The 14,897-nt window shown below is 38.9% G+C and carries 13 protein-coding genes; 5 read left to right on the forward strand and 8 right to left on the reverse strand.

Features of this window, described 5'->3' with window-relative positions; translation table 11 throughout:
• Positions 1-28 precede the first annotated feature (28 nt).
• The 4 genes from CR194_RS13105 (at position 29) to wecB (ending at position 5,189) form a co-directional block, all read left to right on the forward strand.
• Positions 29-1,306, forward strand: coding sequence for a nucleotide sugar dehydrogenase (locus CR194_RS13105; RefSeq protein ID WP_110610146.1), 1,278 nt, complete (start codon positions 29-31; stop codon positions 1,304-1,306).
• On the forward strand, positions 1,303-2,106 hold the full coding sequence (locus CR194_RS13110; protein ID WP_110610147.1) for an ABC transporter permease: 804 nt from the start codon (positions 1,303-1,305) through the stop codon (positions 2,104-2,106). Before CR194_RS13105 ends, CR194_RS13110 begins: the two co-directional genes overlap by 4 nt.
• 15 nt (positions 2,107-2,121) lie before the next feature.
• On the forward strand, positions 2,122-3,747 hold the full coding sequence (locus CR194_RS13115) for an ATP-binding cassette domain-containing protein (RefSeq protein ID WP_110610148.1): 1,626 nt from the start codon (positions 2,122-2,124) through the stop codon (positions 3,745-3,747).
• Between the two features lie 299 nt (positions 3,748-4,046).
• The gene (gene wecB, locus CR194_RS13120) at positions 4,047-5,189 is read left to right on the forward strand and encodes a non-hydrolyzing UDP-N-acetylglucosamine 2-epimerase (protein ID WP_110610149.1); all 1,143 of its coding nucleotides are present in this window, start codon (positions 4,047-4,049) and stop codon (positions 5,187-5,189) included.
• A 349-nt stretch (positions 5,190-5,538) separates the two neighbouring features.
• Here wecB and CR194_RS13125 read toward each other — a convergent pair whose 3' ends face one another.
• Both CR194_RS13125 and CR194_RS20890 read right to left on the reverse strand, forming a co-directional pair.
• Entirely contained in the window at positions 5,539-7,218 is a 1,680-nt protein-coding gene (locus tag CR194_RS13125; protein WP_110610150.1) for an alginate lyase family protein, read from the reverse strand.
• Positions 7,219-7,540: 322 nt separating this feature from the next.
• Positions 7,541-7,660, reverse strand: coding sequence for a hypothetical protein (locus CR194_RS20890; RefSeq protein ID WP_408640762.1), 120 nt, complete (start codon positions 7,658-7,660; stop codon positions 7,541-7,543).
• Between the two features lie 547 nt (positions 7,661-8,207).
• Here CR194_RS20890 and CR194_RS13135 point away from each other — a divergent pair.
• Positions 8,208-8,801, forward strand: a complete 594-nt coding sequence (locus tag CR194_RS13135; RefSeq protein ID WP_110610152.1) for a hypothetical protein — start codon at positions 8,208-8,210, stop codon at positions 8,799-8,801.
• 229 nt (positions 8,802-9,030) lie between these two features.
• Here the strand turns inward: CR194_RS13135 and rbsB are convergent, their stop codons facing one another.
• Genes rbsB through CR194_RS13165 form a run of 6 tightly spaced genes read right to left on the reverse strand, consistent with a single transcriptional unit; the run spans position 9,031 to position 14,692 of the window.
• A complete protein-coding gene (rbsB, locus tag CR194_RS13140) occupies positions 9,031-9,993 on the reverse strand; it encodes a ribose ABC transporter substrate-binding protein RbsB (RefSeq protein ID WP_110610153.1) in 963 nt (320 codons plus the stop codon).
• A gap of 13 nt (positions 9,994-10,006) precedes the next feature.
• The gene (locus CR194_RS13145) at positions 10,007-10,951 is read right to left on the reverse strand and encodes an ABC transporter permease subunit (protein ID WP_110610154.1); all 945 of its coding nucleotides are present in this window, start codon (positions 10,949-10,951) and stop codon (positions 10,007-10,009) included.
• The gene (locus CR194_RS13150; protein ID WP_110610155.1) at positions 10,938-12,434 is read right to left on the reverse strand and encodes a sugar ABC transporter ATP-binding protein; all 1,497 of its coding nucleotides are present in this window, start codon (positions 12,432-12,434) and stop codon (positions 10,938-10,940) included. The genes CR194_RS13145 and CR194_RS13150 overlap by 14 nt, the downstream gene beginning before the upstream one ends.
• 14 nt (positions 12,435-12,448) lie before the next feature.
• Positions 12,449-12,838, reverse strand: coding sequence for a D-ribose pyranase (gene rbsD / locus CR194_RS13155; protein WP_110610156.1), 390 nt, complete (start codon positions 12,836-12,838; stop codon positions 12,449-12,451).
• Positions 12,816-13,712 carry a ribokinase gene (rbsK, locus tag CR194_RS13160; RefSeq protein ID WP_110610157.1) on the reverse strand — a complete coding sequence of 299 codons (897 nt, stop codon included), beginning with the start codon at positions 13,710-13,712 and terminating at the stop codon, positions 12,816-12,818. The genes rbsD and rbsK overlap by 23 nt, the downstream gene beginning before the upstream one ends.
• Positions 13,709-14,692 carry a LacI family DNA-binding transcriptional regulator gene (locus CR194_RS13165; protein WP_110610158.1) on the reverse strand — a complete coding sequence of 328 codons (984 nt, stop codon included), beginning with the start codon at positions 14,690-14,692 and terminating at the stop codon, positions 13,709-13,711. Before CR194_RS13165 ends, rbsK begins: the two co-directional genes overlap by 4 nt.
• Positions 14,693-14,897: the final 205 nt, after the last annotated feature.

The following is a 14,897-nucleotide window of genomic DNA, read 5'->3' on the forward strand; positions in this document are numbered from 1 at the left end:
TATATAAATCTAAAAGGAGAGAATTAATATGAAGTTATGTACAGTAGGTTTAGGATACATTGGATTACCAACGTCAATTATGTTTGCCAAGCATGGTGTGGAGGTCCTGGGGGTTGATATTAACTCTGACGTTATTAAATCTTTAAATAAAGGACTTATCCATATTGAAGAGCCTGGATTACAAGAGGCGTTAACAGAAGTAGTAGGGACAGGTAAATTCAAAGCCGCATCACAGCCGGAAGTCTCGGATGTGTTTATTGTATCTGTTCCTACACCAAATAAAGATGATGCCCATAAATCGTGTGACCTTACATACGTATTAAGTGCGACTAGCACCATTATTCCTTATCTGGAAAAGGGAAATACTATCATTGTAGAGTCTACTATTGCGCCTAGAAGTATGGATGACTATGTGAAACCTTTAATTGAGGATGCCGGTTATACGATTGGAGAAGATGTATTCTTAGTTCATTGTCCTGAGCGTGTTCTTCCTGGGCAAATTATGCATGAACTTATTTATAACAATCGTATTGTTGGTGGTGTTACTAATAACTGTACCGAAGCTGGCGCTAAAGTTTACGAAACGTTCGTTCAAGGAGAAATTGTGAAGACGGATGCCAAAACGGCAGAAATGTCCAAGCTTATGGAAAACACATTTAGAGATGTAAATATTGCGTTAGCAAATGAGTTAACGAAGGTATGTACTGAATTAGATATTAATTCATTAGACGTTATTCAAATGGCTAATAAGCACCCACGTGTGAACCTTCATACGCCAGGACCAGGAGTCGGAGGACATTGTCTTGCGGTCGATCCTTATTTTATCGTAGCAAAAGCCCCGGAGACTGCACAAATGATTAACATGGCTAGAACAATAAATACATCTATGCCTGACTTTGTAGTGGAAAACGTGGACAAGCTGCTAAAGGGTGTTAACGGGAAAAAAGTCACTGTATTTGGTTTAGCCTATAAAGGCGATGTAGATGATGTTCGTGAAAGTCCGGCAATGGAAATTTACCAGTCTTTAAAAAATAATGACGAATATGAGATAAACGCATATGATCCCCATGTAAAAGAGGATTTCGCTTTGAGTAATATTGAAGAAGCCACAGCAAATTCAGATTTAATTTTAGTGTTAACAGACCACAGCGAATTTAAAAAATTAGATTTTAATAGCTTAAATAAAATGAAAAATAAAATCATATTTGATACGAAAAATGTAGTTCAAAACCGCTCTGAAGAGTTTAATTATATTAATTTTGGTAATTTGCATGACAGTTTAAGGAAAGAAGCTAGTTTGGTATGACCCACGTGTTTCACCTTTTAAAAGAGCAGTATGCTAATTTAGGGCTCATTTTTCGAATGTCTGCTTACGATGTAAAGAGTCAATATCAAATGCATTATCTAGGAGCCCTATGGCAATTCTTGACTCCTGCTGTCCAAATATTTGTGTACTGGTTTGTATTTGGAATAGGCATTCGAGGTGGAGCACCAGTCGGTGAGATCCCTTTCTTTGTTTGGCTCCTTTGTGGGTTGATCCCATGGTTTTTTATTGGACCTTCATTAGTACAAGGGTCTAATAGTATTTATACAAAAATAAACTTAGTGTCTAAAATGAAGTTTCCTGTTAGTATTTTGCCTACTATAACGATTATAAGTAAATCAACTAACTTTTATATTATGTTAGTGATTTTAACAGGAATAATCTATTTAAGTGGGATAAATCCTGGTATCTATTTGTTGCAGTTACCGTATTATTTGTTGTGTTTATATGCATTTCTCTTTGCCTTTACGATTTTGGCATCAACAATTTCAATTATTATCCGAGATTTCCAGTTATTTTTGCAATCAATGATGAGACTGTTGTTCTTTTTAACGCCTATACTATGGGAGCCAAGTCGTATGCCTGAAATATATCATCAAATATTAAAACTAAACCCCTTTTATTATCTGATTTTTGGGTTTAGAGATACATTTTTAGGACAAGGGTGGTTTTATGAAGATTTAACATATATGCTTTATTTTTGGTTGCTTACCCTATTAATCTTATTAGTTGGAGCTATTATGCATTTTAAGTTCAGAAAGAAATTTATAGATTTTCTTTAGTTAGGGGATTTAAGTATGAGTACAAAAATATCTTTTTCAAATGTCACAAAAGTCTATAATTTATATAAGAAAAAGTCAGATAAACTTATGGGCATATTCTTCCCTAGCTATAGAGAAAAACATTTTAATGCCATATACGATCTAACTTTCGATGTTAGTGAGGGAGAAACTGTTGGTGTAGTAGGTATTAATGGGTCTGGGAAATCCACATTGTCTAACTTGCTGGCCCAGGTTGTCCCGCCAACTTCCGGAGAGATTATGATCGATGGGGAACCCTCACTTATTGCCATCTCAGCAGGTTTAAATGCTCACTTGTCAGGGATTGAAAATATCAAGCTTAAGTGCCTAATGCTTGGGATGGATAATAGTGAAGTAGAAGATGTTATTCCAAATATCATTGAGTTTGCTGACATCGGTGATTTTATGGACCAGCCAGTAAAAAATTATTCAAGTGGGATGAAGTCCAGACTTGGGTTTGCAATTTCTGTCCATACTAACCCAGACATTTTAATTGTTGATGAAGCTTTATCAGTAGGTGACCAAACCTTTTATGAACGGTGTATTAAAAAGATTGACGAATTCAAGAAAGAGGGCAAAACAATTTTCTTTATTAGTCACTCTATCAATCAAATTCAGTCAATTTCAGATCGTGTCATGTGGTTACATTTTGGGGAATTAAAAGATTTTGGTCCAGCTGATGAAGTGATCAAAAATTATCAGAATTTTATTGATTGGTTTAATGAATTGGATAATGATCAACAAAAAAATTATAAAGCGAAGCAACTTAAGTCTCAATCAAACCGAACACCTAGTCTCAAGAAGGAAAAAAACAAGACTGGGAAGGGAGATATCTTAGCAAGCCTCCAAGCTATTATGATTCTATTATTTACGGTTATGGCTGCAGCGTTATTGTTATTAGATCATCCAGTATCGGCATTATGGAACTATGAGGAAGAAGATGAAGATGAAGAAATAGTAAATATAAATGAAGACGATTTAGAAAATGAAGCAGAAGAAACACAAGATGAAGAATTTGAACCGATAGAAATAGACCAAGAAGGATATATCAATGCTGAAGAGATTATTGTCTATGAAGATGAAAATCAAGATCGCGAAATAGATAATTTGACTTTTGGAGACATTGTTTATGTGGAAGAACAGTTTGATGATGACTACAGTATAAGATTTAATGATATCCAAGGGTTTATTGCTAGTACCGAGGTTTCTTTGGAAAGTGAAATAAATGACTCTATTATTTCAGTTCAAGAACTTGAAGTAATATTTCCTGATATCTTTTTAAGCTCTTGGGAATACCATCTTGCTCATATGAGCTTGGAGGAAGATGATATCCGTGAGAATTACCGAGGCCTCACAGATCAAGGACAAACTGACGAGGGATCTTATTTAGAGTATTCTAATGATCATGTCCGGTTTTTGTTCGAAGATGATGATTTAACTACACTAACGGTTACGGACGTAAATGTTCAAGAACCTCAATTTGAGGCCTTTCGAGAAGAACAGGCGATATTTACTGATGGAGAAAATTTGTATTACTTTGAAACTGAACAGTACGGTATAACAATAAACATAGATGAAAGAGAAATGGAAATTAGTAATTCTAAGCTACCTGAATTATCCTGATTTATTTATGATATAAGAGATTTTATATATAGACACTCAATACGTGGTAATAACTGCGCTATGATAAGATCCCCAACCAACTTTCAGGGTACTATTTTAGGAAGTGCGGATGATCTTGTCTCTAATCATTTAATAGATTCAGGAGTCCTCCTCTAAGTTCTTTGATTTTTCTATAGGGGAGAGGCTCCTATTTTTGTAACTCAATTGAGATGATTTAAACGTTATTAATAATAGAAACATTGGATGGAAGATTAGAGTAATTTGTATTAAAGCAAATTTTAATAAGTGAGGATGTTGGTATAATGAGTAAAATAAAAGTAATGACGATTTTTGGAACGCGTCCTGAGGCTATAAAGATGTGTCCACTGGTTAATGAGCTTCAGCAAAACGAAAACATCGAATCAATTGTAACTGTTACTGGTCAGCACCGCGAAATGCTTGATCAAGTTCTTGAGATTTTCGATATTGTGCCAGACTATGATCTTAATATTATGAAGGCCAAACAAACATTAACAGAAGTGACAGCAAGAGCCTTACAAGGGTTGGAAGAAGTTATAAAAAAAGTAAAGCCTGATATTGTACTAGTCCATGGCGATACAACTACAACTTTTGTTGGTAGCTTAGCAGCTTTTTATAACCAAGTTGCAGTTGGTCATGTTGAGGCTGGGTTAAGAACGTGGGACAAGCACTCTCCCTTCCCAGAAGAAATGAACCGTCAATTAACAGGTGTTATGGCTGACTTGCACTTTGCTCCTACAAGGAAAGCGAAGCAGAACTTAACCGCAGAGAATAAACAAGAAGATTCTATTTTTATTACTGGAAACACGGCCATTGATGCATTAAAATCAACTGTTATATCAGACTATTCTCATCCTGTTTTAGATACTTTAGGTGATGACAAAATGATTTTGTTAACTGCTCATCGACGAGAAAATTTAGGTGAACCTATGGAGAATATCTTTAAAGCTGTTAAAAGAATCATTGAAGAAAATCAAGGAATGCAAGTAGTTTATCCAGTTCATTTAAATCCAGTTGTGAAAGAGATCGCGGATCGTATTTTAGGCGACGATCAACGCGTTCATCTAATTGAACCTTTAGGTGTAAGGGACTTTCACAATTTCTCATCAAAAGCGCATATCATTCTAACTGATTCAGGTGGAATTCAAGAAGAAGCCCCATCTCTAGGTAAACCAGTTCTCGTCTTAAGAGATACTACAGAACGTCCAGAAGGTGTCGATGCAGGGACATTAAAACTAGTTGGCACAAATGAAGAAGAGGTCTACAAGGCTACTGATGAGCTACTAAATGATAAAGAGACATATAAAAAAATGTCACAGGCTTCCAATCCTTATGGTGATGGTAATGCATCAAAAAGAATTGTAGATGCTATTTTGTATCATTTTAACTTACTAGAAGAAAGACCTAATGACTTTAATGTGTAGTAAGTAATATAAATTATCCGAGCAGGTGTCTTATTGAATAAGATGCCTGCTTTGCTTTAGTGGGAACCGCAGGGACGGTTCTTCTGGTCGAGAGGGTTTTAAAGATTATATTGGGTCGGAGGGGAAGGGGACACTACAACATAAAATGGTCCACATATGTGATAAAGAGAAGCCACTACCTTTTATAGATAGTGGCTCATCGAATCCCTAACATTACTCTCCGGTAACCTTGTTTTTATGCACAGGTGTTTTGTTTAAAACCAATAAACATTATAGGTTAACTTATGTTTGAAAATCTTATGTCTATATATGTTAGAGATTGTAACTGCGAGGATAAGCTGTTCCGTTACTATACAGTTTCGTCCATTAATGGACAACTTGAAAAATGAATAAATGTTTTTAGAAGGTAACTTTCCTTATCGTTAGCGACATATTTAAGCGTAAATGTGGGAACCTTCTTATTAAACTTTTCTGAATACCAACCTTGAATATAAGGTTCTTCTTGACCTTTTATAACTTCCCAAGTTCCTATTGTATTTAATTGGGTAACATAGCACGTAACCCCATCCTGATTTTCTAATTCGATTACGTTTTTTGATATACTCTTAATACTGATTGAAGGGTGAATATGAAACAGCTGCTCAACCTTGCCTCTCTCATTTAACCTAATAATATCATTGATAATATAGTCACTTTCAGCAACCTTCTGAAATGACCTTTCATGCGTTCCAGAGTCGAGGTAACGACCTGCTTTAACATAATCATTGTGGTTGTTAAAAACCAATTCTGTTTTTTTATCATTCGGTTTTCCTGATTTACCGTTAATAATTACTGTGTTATGTGCAAAGGAGCTAGTAAAATATTCCCTATGCTCGTCCTTATTATAAGTATAGTATCCTGAATCGATAAACCAATCCGTTTCATGAGAATAGTGGGTAAAACTAAGGAAGTCAGAGTGGCCATGCGAACCTATAAAATTATTACACCTAAATACAGTTAGACTCTGGTCATCTCTAAATATCGCATATCCAGATTCCTCGCAAACTTCAAAGTCGGTGAGAATAAAAGATGTCTCTTTTGGTTCAAACCTTAATTGATTTTTCATATCTATTTTTTGGGTATCACCTATGGTTTGGAAAGTGAAATCTGGTTTCATTAACATACGGTTTGCTCGAAGAATTTTAGGTATTAAATCTACAATCGTTCCTACAGAGATATTATAATGGTCCAAGTAGTCGTTAATTAAGATAAGTCTTTTTAGCACATACCAATGGTATCCAGGACTTTGCTCAAAGTGATACCCTTTTTCACTGAAGTTTAAATTTAGATATTCAGTTAGTAGTTTAACAGATAAGGAAAAGAATTCATCTGCTCGTTTGAAAACATTTTTATAATGATGCGATGCGCTTAAAATTGCACCAATCATTTCTAAAGAGTGATTTGATTTCATATGGAAATTGTCTTGGTCATTATGATAAAGCATGTGTTGATAAATTGATAATAAGAGTTTTCTATCAAAACTCTCATCAAAATTTTCTATTTTAGTATATACACTTCTGTAATAAACAAAAAACCTTAATCGGTAGGAAGTAGGATGATCTCTCCACGCCATCTCAGAAGTTTCTTTTCTTGGATTATTCCCTTCTATCCAAGATTCAATAACACTATTGATAAATGTTAGATACTTCTCGTTTTTAGTATACCGGTAAGCATTTAAAGGTATTTCTAACCATCTTAAAGAATGAAGGATAAAGAGCCAGTTTTGGCTTCCAGTTAAGTTATTCTCCCAATCCGGAGGCAAGATAGTCTCTACTTCTGGATGGCTATTAGATAACTTCAATTTCCCGGATAACATGAGGTCGGACTGTTGTACATGTTCTTCGTCAATTTCGTTGGTAGTAGGGAAATAATAAATCATTCCCTCTGAGATATTTGAAACATCCCCTTTAAAAACATCTTCTTGATTGTGAGGTTCTTTGATATCAAATTCAATCCAATCCTTTTCCTTTGTTTCCGTGGATCCCGACATTTCTTTCACCCTTTCTGATAAACAATCTTATCACATAAGAAACAACAGAAAAATAGTAAAAATAGATAGAAATTTACACCTCAGCTTTCCAAAGTAACGAAGTTTCCGTATTAATACATTAGAATTATCCTCTAATATCTCTAAATCGGAAAGTGATATGGTGACCGGAGGGACGGTTGTCTTGGTCAATAGGGAAGGCAGGCAGTGAGTGGTGTGATTGTCATAAGACAGGTGATTGAATATTACTGTGTTAAAGATCCTAGGCCCCACCTTTTCAGGGGGGGCCTAGAGAAGAGAGTGTAAGGGTGCTTTAAAGTTTTACCTACTTATTTAGATATCTAAAGATTTTCTCGGAAAGAACATCTCTGTCCCAGAGGGGAATGCCAGCTTTTTCAGCTTGTTTTATAGCTGACTTCGTAAAGTAGTTGTTCGTTAGAACGATGCCCTAATATAGATGATTAGAGGCCATGTGTAAACGCTAAACTAGACCCAATATCTAAGTAAACCAATATACATCAAAAAACCTTACAAAAAATTCTTTGAAATGGAAATTAATTAAAATTTTATTAGTAGATTTATGTCATAATAAAGAGGTATTGAATTTTCTGATTTATTTCAACTCCAAGTATGAGGAGGTTAATGAATGCGTAATTTTTTTCATGCTGCCCAAAGTAAGTTTGAAAGTATTAAAGTATCGTCCTTCTCAATAAATCTGAGCAGTGATAAACTGACAAACCTTGCAAGGGAGCACCTTCCTCCAAATGATATGAAATTTTTTCAAGAAAAATCTCCGTACATTATATACAATTACCAACGATTTGTAGTGAATATAAATCAAGTTCCTTACGTTCAGAAATCTCCCTTAGGTAAGGTGAAGAATTACTTGATAGATAGATACTGGGCTGCATAGAATTGATAGGTTTAAAATCAATCAAGTCAACTTTTAAAACAAGAATTAAATTAAAATAAATTCTCTAAGGAGGATTCATATGCCAATTCAACCAATTGTTCGAACAGTAGTAGAATATGCTAAGAACAACCCAAAACAGGTAAGGGAGATGGGAGGCACTATAGTTACTGTTTTTTCATTGATGGCCTCTGGTGTTGCTAAATCTTTAGAAATACAAAAGAATCGAAAAAAAGAGAAATTGGAAGAAGGAGGGTATTCATACAGGAAAGAGAGATTACTAAGATATAAATCAGAGATTCAAAAGAGGCTTCCGGATATGAAAAAGAAAGAATTGTTTTTTCATTTGTTGGAAGTTGAGGATATTATTCAATCGATCAAAGACGATATTGATAATGCATTCAAGGTAAATCCAGCGCTAGTTCTGAAAAAAGAATTGAATAAATGGAATAATATCCATCAAGGAATTTCAAGTACAATGGATAACCTAGATTATGAAGAATTATTAATGTACTACAACGATGCTAATTATAAGAGTGACTATTTTGAAGGATTTAAATTAATTATTGAAACTCTAAATAAACACAAATCAGATGGTGATAAGGAGAAGTTACATTTTTATGTAAAGGAGATTACTAATAAAAGTATGGCAAAGATTCAAAGAGACTTTTTGTAGTGGAGTTATATCCGTGCCTAAGAATACTAATTTGGCGAGCCACAGAGAACTAACGAGATGAGTCTACGAAGATTCGCCAATAGATAGTTAAAGTCATTCGATTTTTCCAAACAACACAAATAAAAACACCTAAAAGTCGAGGCTAATCAACTTCCAGGTGGCTATTTCCAGAGGGGCGGTTCTTGTGGTAACATACTGACCGCAAGAACCGTCCCTCTGGTTTTAGAAACTACTCTCTCACTAACTCCAACTCTACAGGGACGAATTCTTCCAATTCTTCGCCGTTAATGATGGCCATTGCTGCATCCATGGCCTGTTCACCGATTAGCGTTGGCTGCTGGGCAACAGTCCCTGCAAGTGTGCCGTTTTCAACGGCAGACACTGCGTCATCGGTTGCGTCAAAACCAACAATAACAAGATCATCTCGTCCAACAGAAGCTGCTGCTTCTACTGCACCAAGAGCCATTTCATCGTTGTGGGCGAAAACGCCTTCAATATCTGGATTCCCTTGCAAGATGTTTTCCATTACAGTGAGACCTTCGGAACGGTCAAAGTTTGCCGTCTGAGAAGTTACCACGTCTAGGTTATCTTCGGCTACATTATGGAAGCCTTCTCCACGTTCTCGAGCCGCCGATGCTCCGGGAACACCTTCTAATTCGGCTACTTGTGCGCCTTCTCCAACAAGTTCTACGAGAAGGTCTCCTGCCATTTCACCACCTGCGACATTATCGGAAGCAATGTGTGTTTCGATTTGTCCACCGTCAGAAGCTCGATCGACTGTAATTACTGGGATACCGGCTTCGTTTGCAATCTCCACTGCACTTACAACAGAAGTGGAATCTGTTGGGTTAATAAGAAGGACATCGATATCACGCTGTACTAGGTCCTCAATATCATTCACCTGTTTTGCATCGTCATCTTGAGCATCGACAGAGATTAATTCAATACCGAGCTCCTCAGCTTGTGATTCTGTGCCTTCCTGTAATGTTACGAAAAACGGATTGTTTAAAGTTGAAATCGAGAATCCTACCGTATATTCTGCGTCTTCGTCTCCTGCTGTTTCAATATTATTATCCCCATCGTTGTTCCCCGAAGCTGAGTTTCCATTGTCTTCAACTGGTGACTCTGTGGAGCATGCTGCAATAAGAAATACCACCATCAACATCATGATTGCTGTGAACGTTCTTTTCATTTCTTTTTCCTCCTTAAGCTGATTTTTTGCGGTCAAGTAGAACCGCTAACAAAATGACACACCCTTTGACGACTTGCTGGAAAAATGAACTAACTCCTAACAAGTTGAGGCCGTTGTTAAGGACCCCTATGATTAAGGCACCAATTAATGTACCTACAATCCAACCTCTTCCGCCCGTTAAACTAGTACCTCCAAGTACAACTGCTGCAATCGCATCTAGCTCGTACATCGTTCCCGCCGTGGGTTGGGCGGAGTTTAATCGGGACGTTAAAATCATTCCGGCGAGAGCGGCAAGAAAACCAGTTAACGAATATACATAGATCTTAATCCGATCTGCTTTGATACCGGAGAGGATCGCAGCTTCTTCATTACCACCGACTGCATAGACTCTGCGTCCAAACGTTGTTTTCTTTAAAATCAAGTAGAGAATAACAAAGGCTATCATCATCGTAATGGCTGGCATTGGAATGCCAAAAAAGTAGCCCCGTCCGAACATTTCAAATGCTGCCGAGTCGCCTAAACCAGATACAGGACGACCATCGGTGAGCATTAAAGTAAGACCGCGGTAGATGGTCATCGTAGCAAGGGTTGCAATAAATGGGGCGACTTTCCCTTTCGCAATAAATACCCCGTTAATCGCGCCCAGTACCGCACCCGCTAGAAGGCCAATCAAAACGGCAAGCACAGGATCCATACCTGAGGCCATAAGAGAGGCAGACACGGCGGAAGACAAAGCAAGAATCGAACCGACCGATAAATCGATCCCGCCTGTTAAAATAACGAACGTCATCCCAAAGGCAATTAATGCGTTAATAGAAACTTGGCGAAGGACGTTTAATAGGTTTGTCGGAGAAAGAAATCCAGGGTTCAAGATCGTAATGATTGCCATAATAATCAAAAGACCAATAAAAGGGCCGATCGTCCGCAAAATACCTGACAGCTGCTTATTTTGAAACATGTTTATCTCCTCCAGTTGCAAAGTGCATGATCTTCTCTTCGCTGAGCTCGCTCTTGTCTAAAATCGATGCCAGCCTTCCTTCGTGCATCACGGCGACTCTAGAGCTCATACCGATGACTTCCGGTAATTCCGAAGAGATCATCACGATCGCCACGCCGGACTGAGCCAGTTCCACCATAATGTTATAAATTTCTTTCTTCGCCCCAACATCCACACCGCGCGTCGGTTCATCCAAAATCAGCACACGGGGCTCCATTGTGAGCCATTTTGCAATAACAACTTTCTGTTGATTTCCGCCGCTTAATGACTTAGCGGACTGCTTCGGACCTGAAGTTCGAACGCCGAGTTTTTCCACAAGGGTCTCGTACAGTTCCGTTTGCTTCTTCGCAGAAATCCAACCATAAGAAGAAATAGAAGATAGATTTGTCAATTCCAAATTCGCTGCAATCGTAAAATCAACGACTAATCCTTTCGACTTCCGATCTTCGGATATAAACCCGAGACCTTGATCAATGGCATCCTTTGGAGAAGAGATGTTCACTTCTTTGCCATCGAGTAGCAGCGTTCCTGAGTCTTCTTTCCGGTAACCGAAAATGGCCTCTACAACTTCTGAACGACCTGCACCCATCAGCCCGGCAATTCCTAAAATTTCTCCTTCTTTTACATCAAAAGAGATGTCTTCAAAGACGCCTTCCTTTTTAAATCCTTTCACTTCCATTTTTACTTTTCCAGGGACTGCCTTGTTCGAAGGAAACCTTTCTCCTATTTCGCGACCGACCATCATTTTTACGACATCATCGAACGTAAGATCCTTGACTCGCTCTGTCCCAATGTACGTTCCGTCACGAAGGACGGTAATTCTCTGGCAGAGTTCGAAGATTTCTTCCATCCGGTGGGAGATATAAATGAAGGAAACGCCCTCTTCTTGAAGACCTCGAATGGTTTCGAACAATGTATCGATTTCTCTTCCGGTTAATGCAGCCGTCGGTTCATCCATAATAATGACCTTCGCCTTCGTTTCTAATGCTTTAGCAATTTCAATAATCTGCTGCTGCCCAACAGATAAAGTGCCTGCTTTTCTTGTTACAGGCATATTCAACCCAAGCTTCTCCAGTGCCGTCTTCGCTCTTTCATTCATTTCTTTCGTCTTGAGCCAACCAAACCGTGATGTCTGTTCATTTCCTAAAAAGAGGTTTTCGGCAATAGTAAGCTCGGGAAGAATGTTTAGCTCTTGGTGAATGACCGCAATTCCCGCATCTTCGGCTTCTTTCGGGTGCTTATAATGAACGGCTGCTCCGTGCACGTGAATGTCTCCTGCATCCCGTTCATAAATCCCGGTTAAAATCTTTATCATTGTTGATTTTCCTGCGCCGTTTTCTCCCATTAAAGCATGGATCTCTCCGGCCTCAAGAGAGAAGTCGACCCCTTTCAACACCTTGTTGCCACTGAATGCTTTCTCGATCCCCTTCATTTCAATAATCATTTCCTTCACCTCCTTTAAAAGATCACACCAGCCTGGAGCACAACATTCGCATAAGGTGTGTTTTCTCCGGTACGGATAATCAGTTTTGCGTGAAGAAGTTCCTGTTTAAATTGCTCATGACTCACGAGACGGCTCGGCAGATCTCGACCAGACAGCTCCTTCCAGAGTGTTGGATTATGATCCTTGATCTCCTCAGCAAAAATAAAATTTTCTGTTTCCATTTCAAATGTCAGTACTTCCAACACATCTAGAAATGAAGGTTCTCCAAGCCGAACACTCAAATCGACGCATGGTACTTCATCAGGAATCGGTAGGCCGCAATCGGCAATCACGATGCGGTCCGTATGTCCCAGTTTCGCTAAGACGCCTGCAATATCACGGTTAAGTATTCCGTTTTTCTGCACGTTGTTTCTCCCCTTTCAACAGCGCTTCCACTTCTTGTTTCGTTGGCATACCGCCCTGCGCACCGAATTTGGTTACCGAAAGGGCTGCTGCCGCATTGGCAAATTGAACTGCTTCGGTTATTGTTTTCTCTTCTGCGATGGCTGTAGTAAGTGCTCCGTTAAAGGTATCTCCCGCACCGGTCGTATCGATTGCATCCATTACGTAGCCGGGAACGATATATTCTTTACCGTCTTTTTGAAAAGAAGCCCCTTTATGTCCGAGCGTCGTAATCAGCTGTTCGTTGCGTTCTTTTTTGGAAAACAACTGTTTCTTTTCCTGTTCATTTGGTGTAATCCACGTCGCCTTATCCCAGGCTGATTGGGGTAATTCCTGCGCTGGTGCTGGATTGATAATCACGGGGACGGCGTGTTTTTCAGCGAGCTCTAAGGTAACTATCACTGCTTCCAGTGGAATCTCAAGTTGCACTAGGATCGCATCACTTTCTTTGATTACTGTTTCCTTGCTTCTTATATAATCTGGAGTGACGCGACTGTTCGCACCAGGTGTGACAATGATCCTGTTGTCGCCTTCTGTTAAGAGAATGGTTGCAACTCCGGTAGGGACATCTGTAACCGGTTCCACATTTGCTGTAAATATATTGTTCTTTTCTAAATTAGCGATCATTTCTTTTCCGATCATGTCGGCTCCAACTTTTCCTAGCATCGTCACTTCCGCACCGAGTCGAGCAGCAGCTACAGCTTGGTTCGCCCCTTTGCCACCGGGGACCGTTTGAAAGGAGTCTCCTAAGATTGTCTCACCTTGGGAGGGAATTCTTGCCGTCGTGGTGACCATATCTACGTTGATGCTTCCTACAACTGTAATTTTTCTCTTCATGTCATGACCTCCTCGGTTGTCCCGCGCACGACCAAATGCACTGGAAACTCATGAATATAGTTTTCGATCGGTTTTTTTTCAATTTGTTTGATTAGTAGTCTTGCCGCAAGCGCACCCATGTCATAAATAGATTGTTCCATCGTAGTAATTCCTGGCACAAACATCTGCCCAAGGGGAATCCCATCAAATCCAATGACTTTAACTTCTTCGGGAACCTTCTTTCCTAAGGTAGATAGAGCATGCAAAGCTCCGGCTGCTGTAATATCACTTCCAGCAAAAATGCCATCGATGTCTGGCTTATCTTGAAAAAGCTTATATGTTTCCTGTTTGGCGCGTTCCATATCAAAACCAGCAGTTCGCACGGTATAAGAACATTTCTCTTTAGAAACGACTTTTCTGAATCCTTCCAAACGATCTTCCGCGGGGCCAACACCTTCTGGTCCACGAAGATGTGCTAGATTTTTGCATCCATTATCTAATAAATGCTGTGTAGCAAGTTCGCCACCTCGCTTGTTTTCAGAAACGACCGTAGGAATGTTTTCTCCTAAAAAGCGATCCAGTGCAACGAGGGGAAGGTCCAGCTTGTGATACTCATCTGGCGCTTGACTACTTGTTGAGAGAATGATTCCATCTACGTATTTTTGTTGCAACGCTTCAAAGTATCGCTTTTCTTTCTCAATTTCTTCGTCAGTGTTACAGAAGACTACGGTGTAACCATAAGCCAGTGCCACATCTTCCACAGCTCTCGCAAGCTCAGGGAAGAAAGGGTTACTGATGTCAGGTAAGACGAGAGCGATCATACCGGATGTTTTGTGATACAGCGACCTCGCGACCGAATTCGGCTGATAATTTAATTCTTTGATGGACTTCAGCACAGACGCTTCAGCTTCTTTGCTGACATATCCTTTTTTATTTAGAACTCGTGATACCGTCGCTTTAGAAACCCCGGCATGTTTAGCAACATCTTTCATCGTAGTCATCGTCCTAGCTCCTTTTGTGTAACCGGTTTCATACATTAACAGAAGTATAATATGTAACCGGTTACATGTCAAGACCAGAGGGACGGTTCTTGTGGTCGAATCGATTTTTTAAAGAATGTAAGAAGTGCAGTCCTTAAGACCTCTGTATGTATTCTCTGTAAGTAATCTCTGTAGTAATCTCTGGTAATGCTCGTGCATTGTCGTT

Source organism: Salipaludibacillus keqinensis (assembly GCF_003226325.1).
In the GTDB taxonomy this organism is placed as follows: Bacteria; Bacillota; Bacilli; order Bacillales; family Salisediminibacteriaceae; genus Salipaludibacillus; species Salipaludibacillus keqinensis.

Bases quoted from the DNA above. Each gene is read 5' to 3' on its own strand.
- CR194_RS13105 (WP_110610146.1), top strand. From the start codon at position 29: ATGAAGTTATGTACAGTAGGTTTAGGATACATTGGATTACCAACGTCA.
- CR194_RS13110 (WP_110610147.1), top strand. From the start codon at position 1,303: ATGACCCACGTGTTTCACCTTTTAAAAGAGCAGTATGCTAATTTAGGG.
- CR194_RS13115 (WP_110610148.1), top strand. From the start codon at position 2,122: ATGAGTACAAAAATATCTTTTTCAAATGTCACAAAAGTCTATAATTTA.
- CR194_RS13125 (WP_110610150.1), bottom strand. From the start codon at position 7,218: ATGTCGGGATCCACGGAAACAAAGGAAAAGGATTGGATTGAATTTGAT.
- CR194_RS13135 (WP_110610152.1), top strand. From the start codon at position 8,208: ATGCCAATTCAACCAATTGTTCGAACAGTAGTAGAATATGCTAAGAAC.
- rbsB (WP_110610153.1), bottom strand. From the start codon at position 9,993: ATGAAAAGAACGTTCACAGCAATCATGATGTTGATGGTGGTATTTCTT.
- CR194_RS13145 (WP_110610154.1), bottom strand. From the start codon at position 10,951: ATGTTTCAAAATAAGCAGCTGTCAGGTATTTTGCGGACGATCGGCCCT.
- CR194_RS13150 (WP_110610155.1), bottom strand. From the start codon at position 12,434: ATGATTATTGAAATGAAGGGGATCGAGAAAGCATTCAGTGGCAACAAG.
- rbsK (WP_110610157.1), bottom strand. From the start codon at position 13,712: ATGAAGAGAAAAATTACAGTTGTAGGAAGCATCAACGTAGATATGGTC.
- CR194_RS13165 (WP_110610158.1), bottom strand. From the start codon at position 14,692: ATGACTACGATGAAAGATGTTGCTAAACATGCCGGGGTTTCTAAAGCG.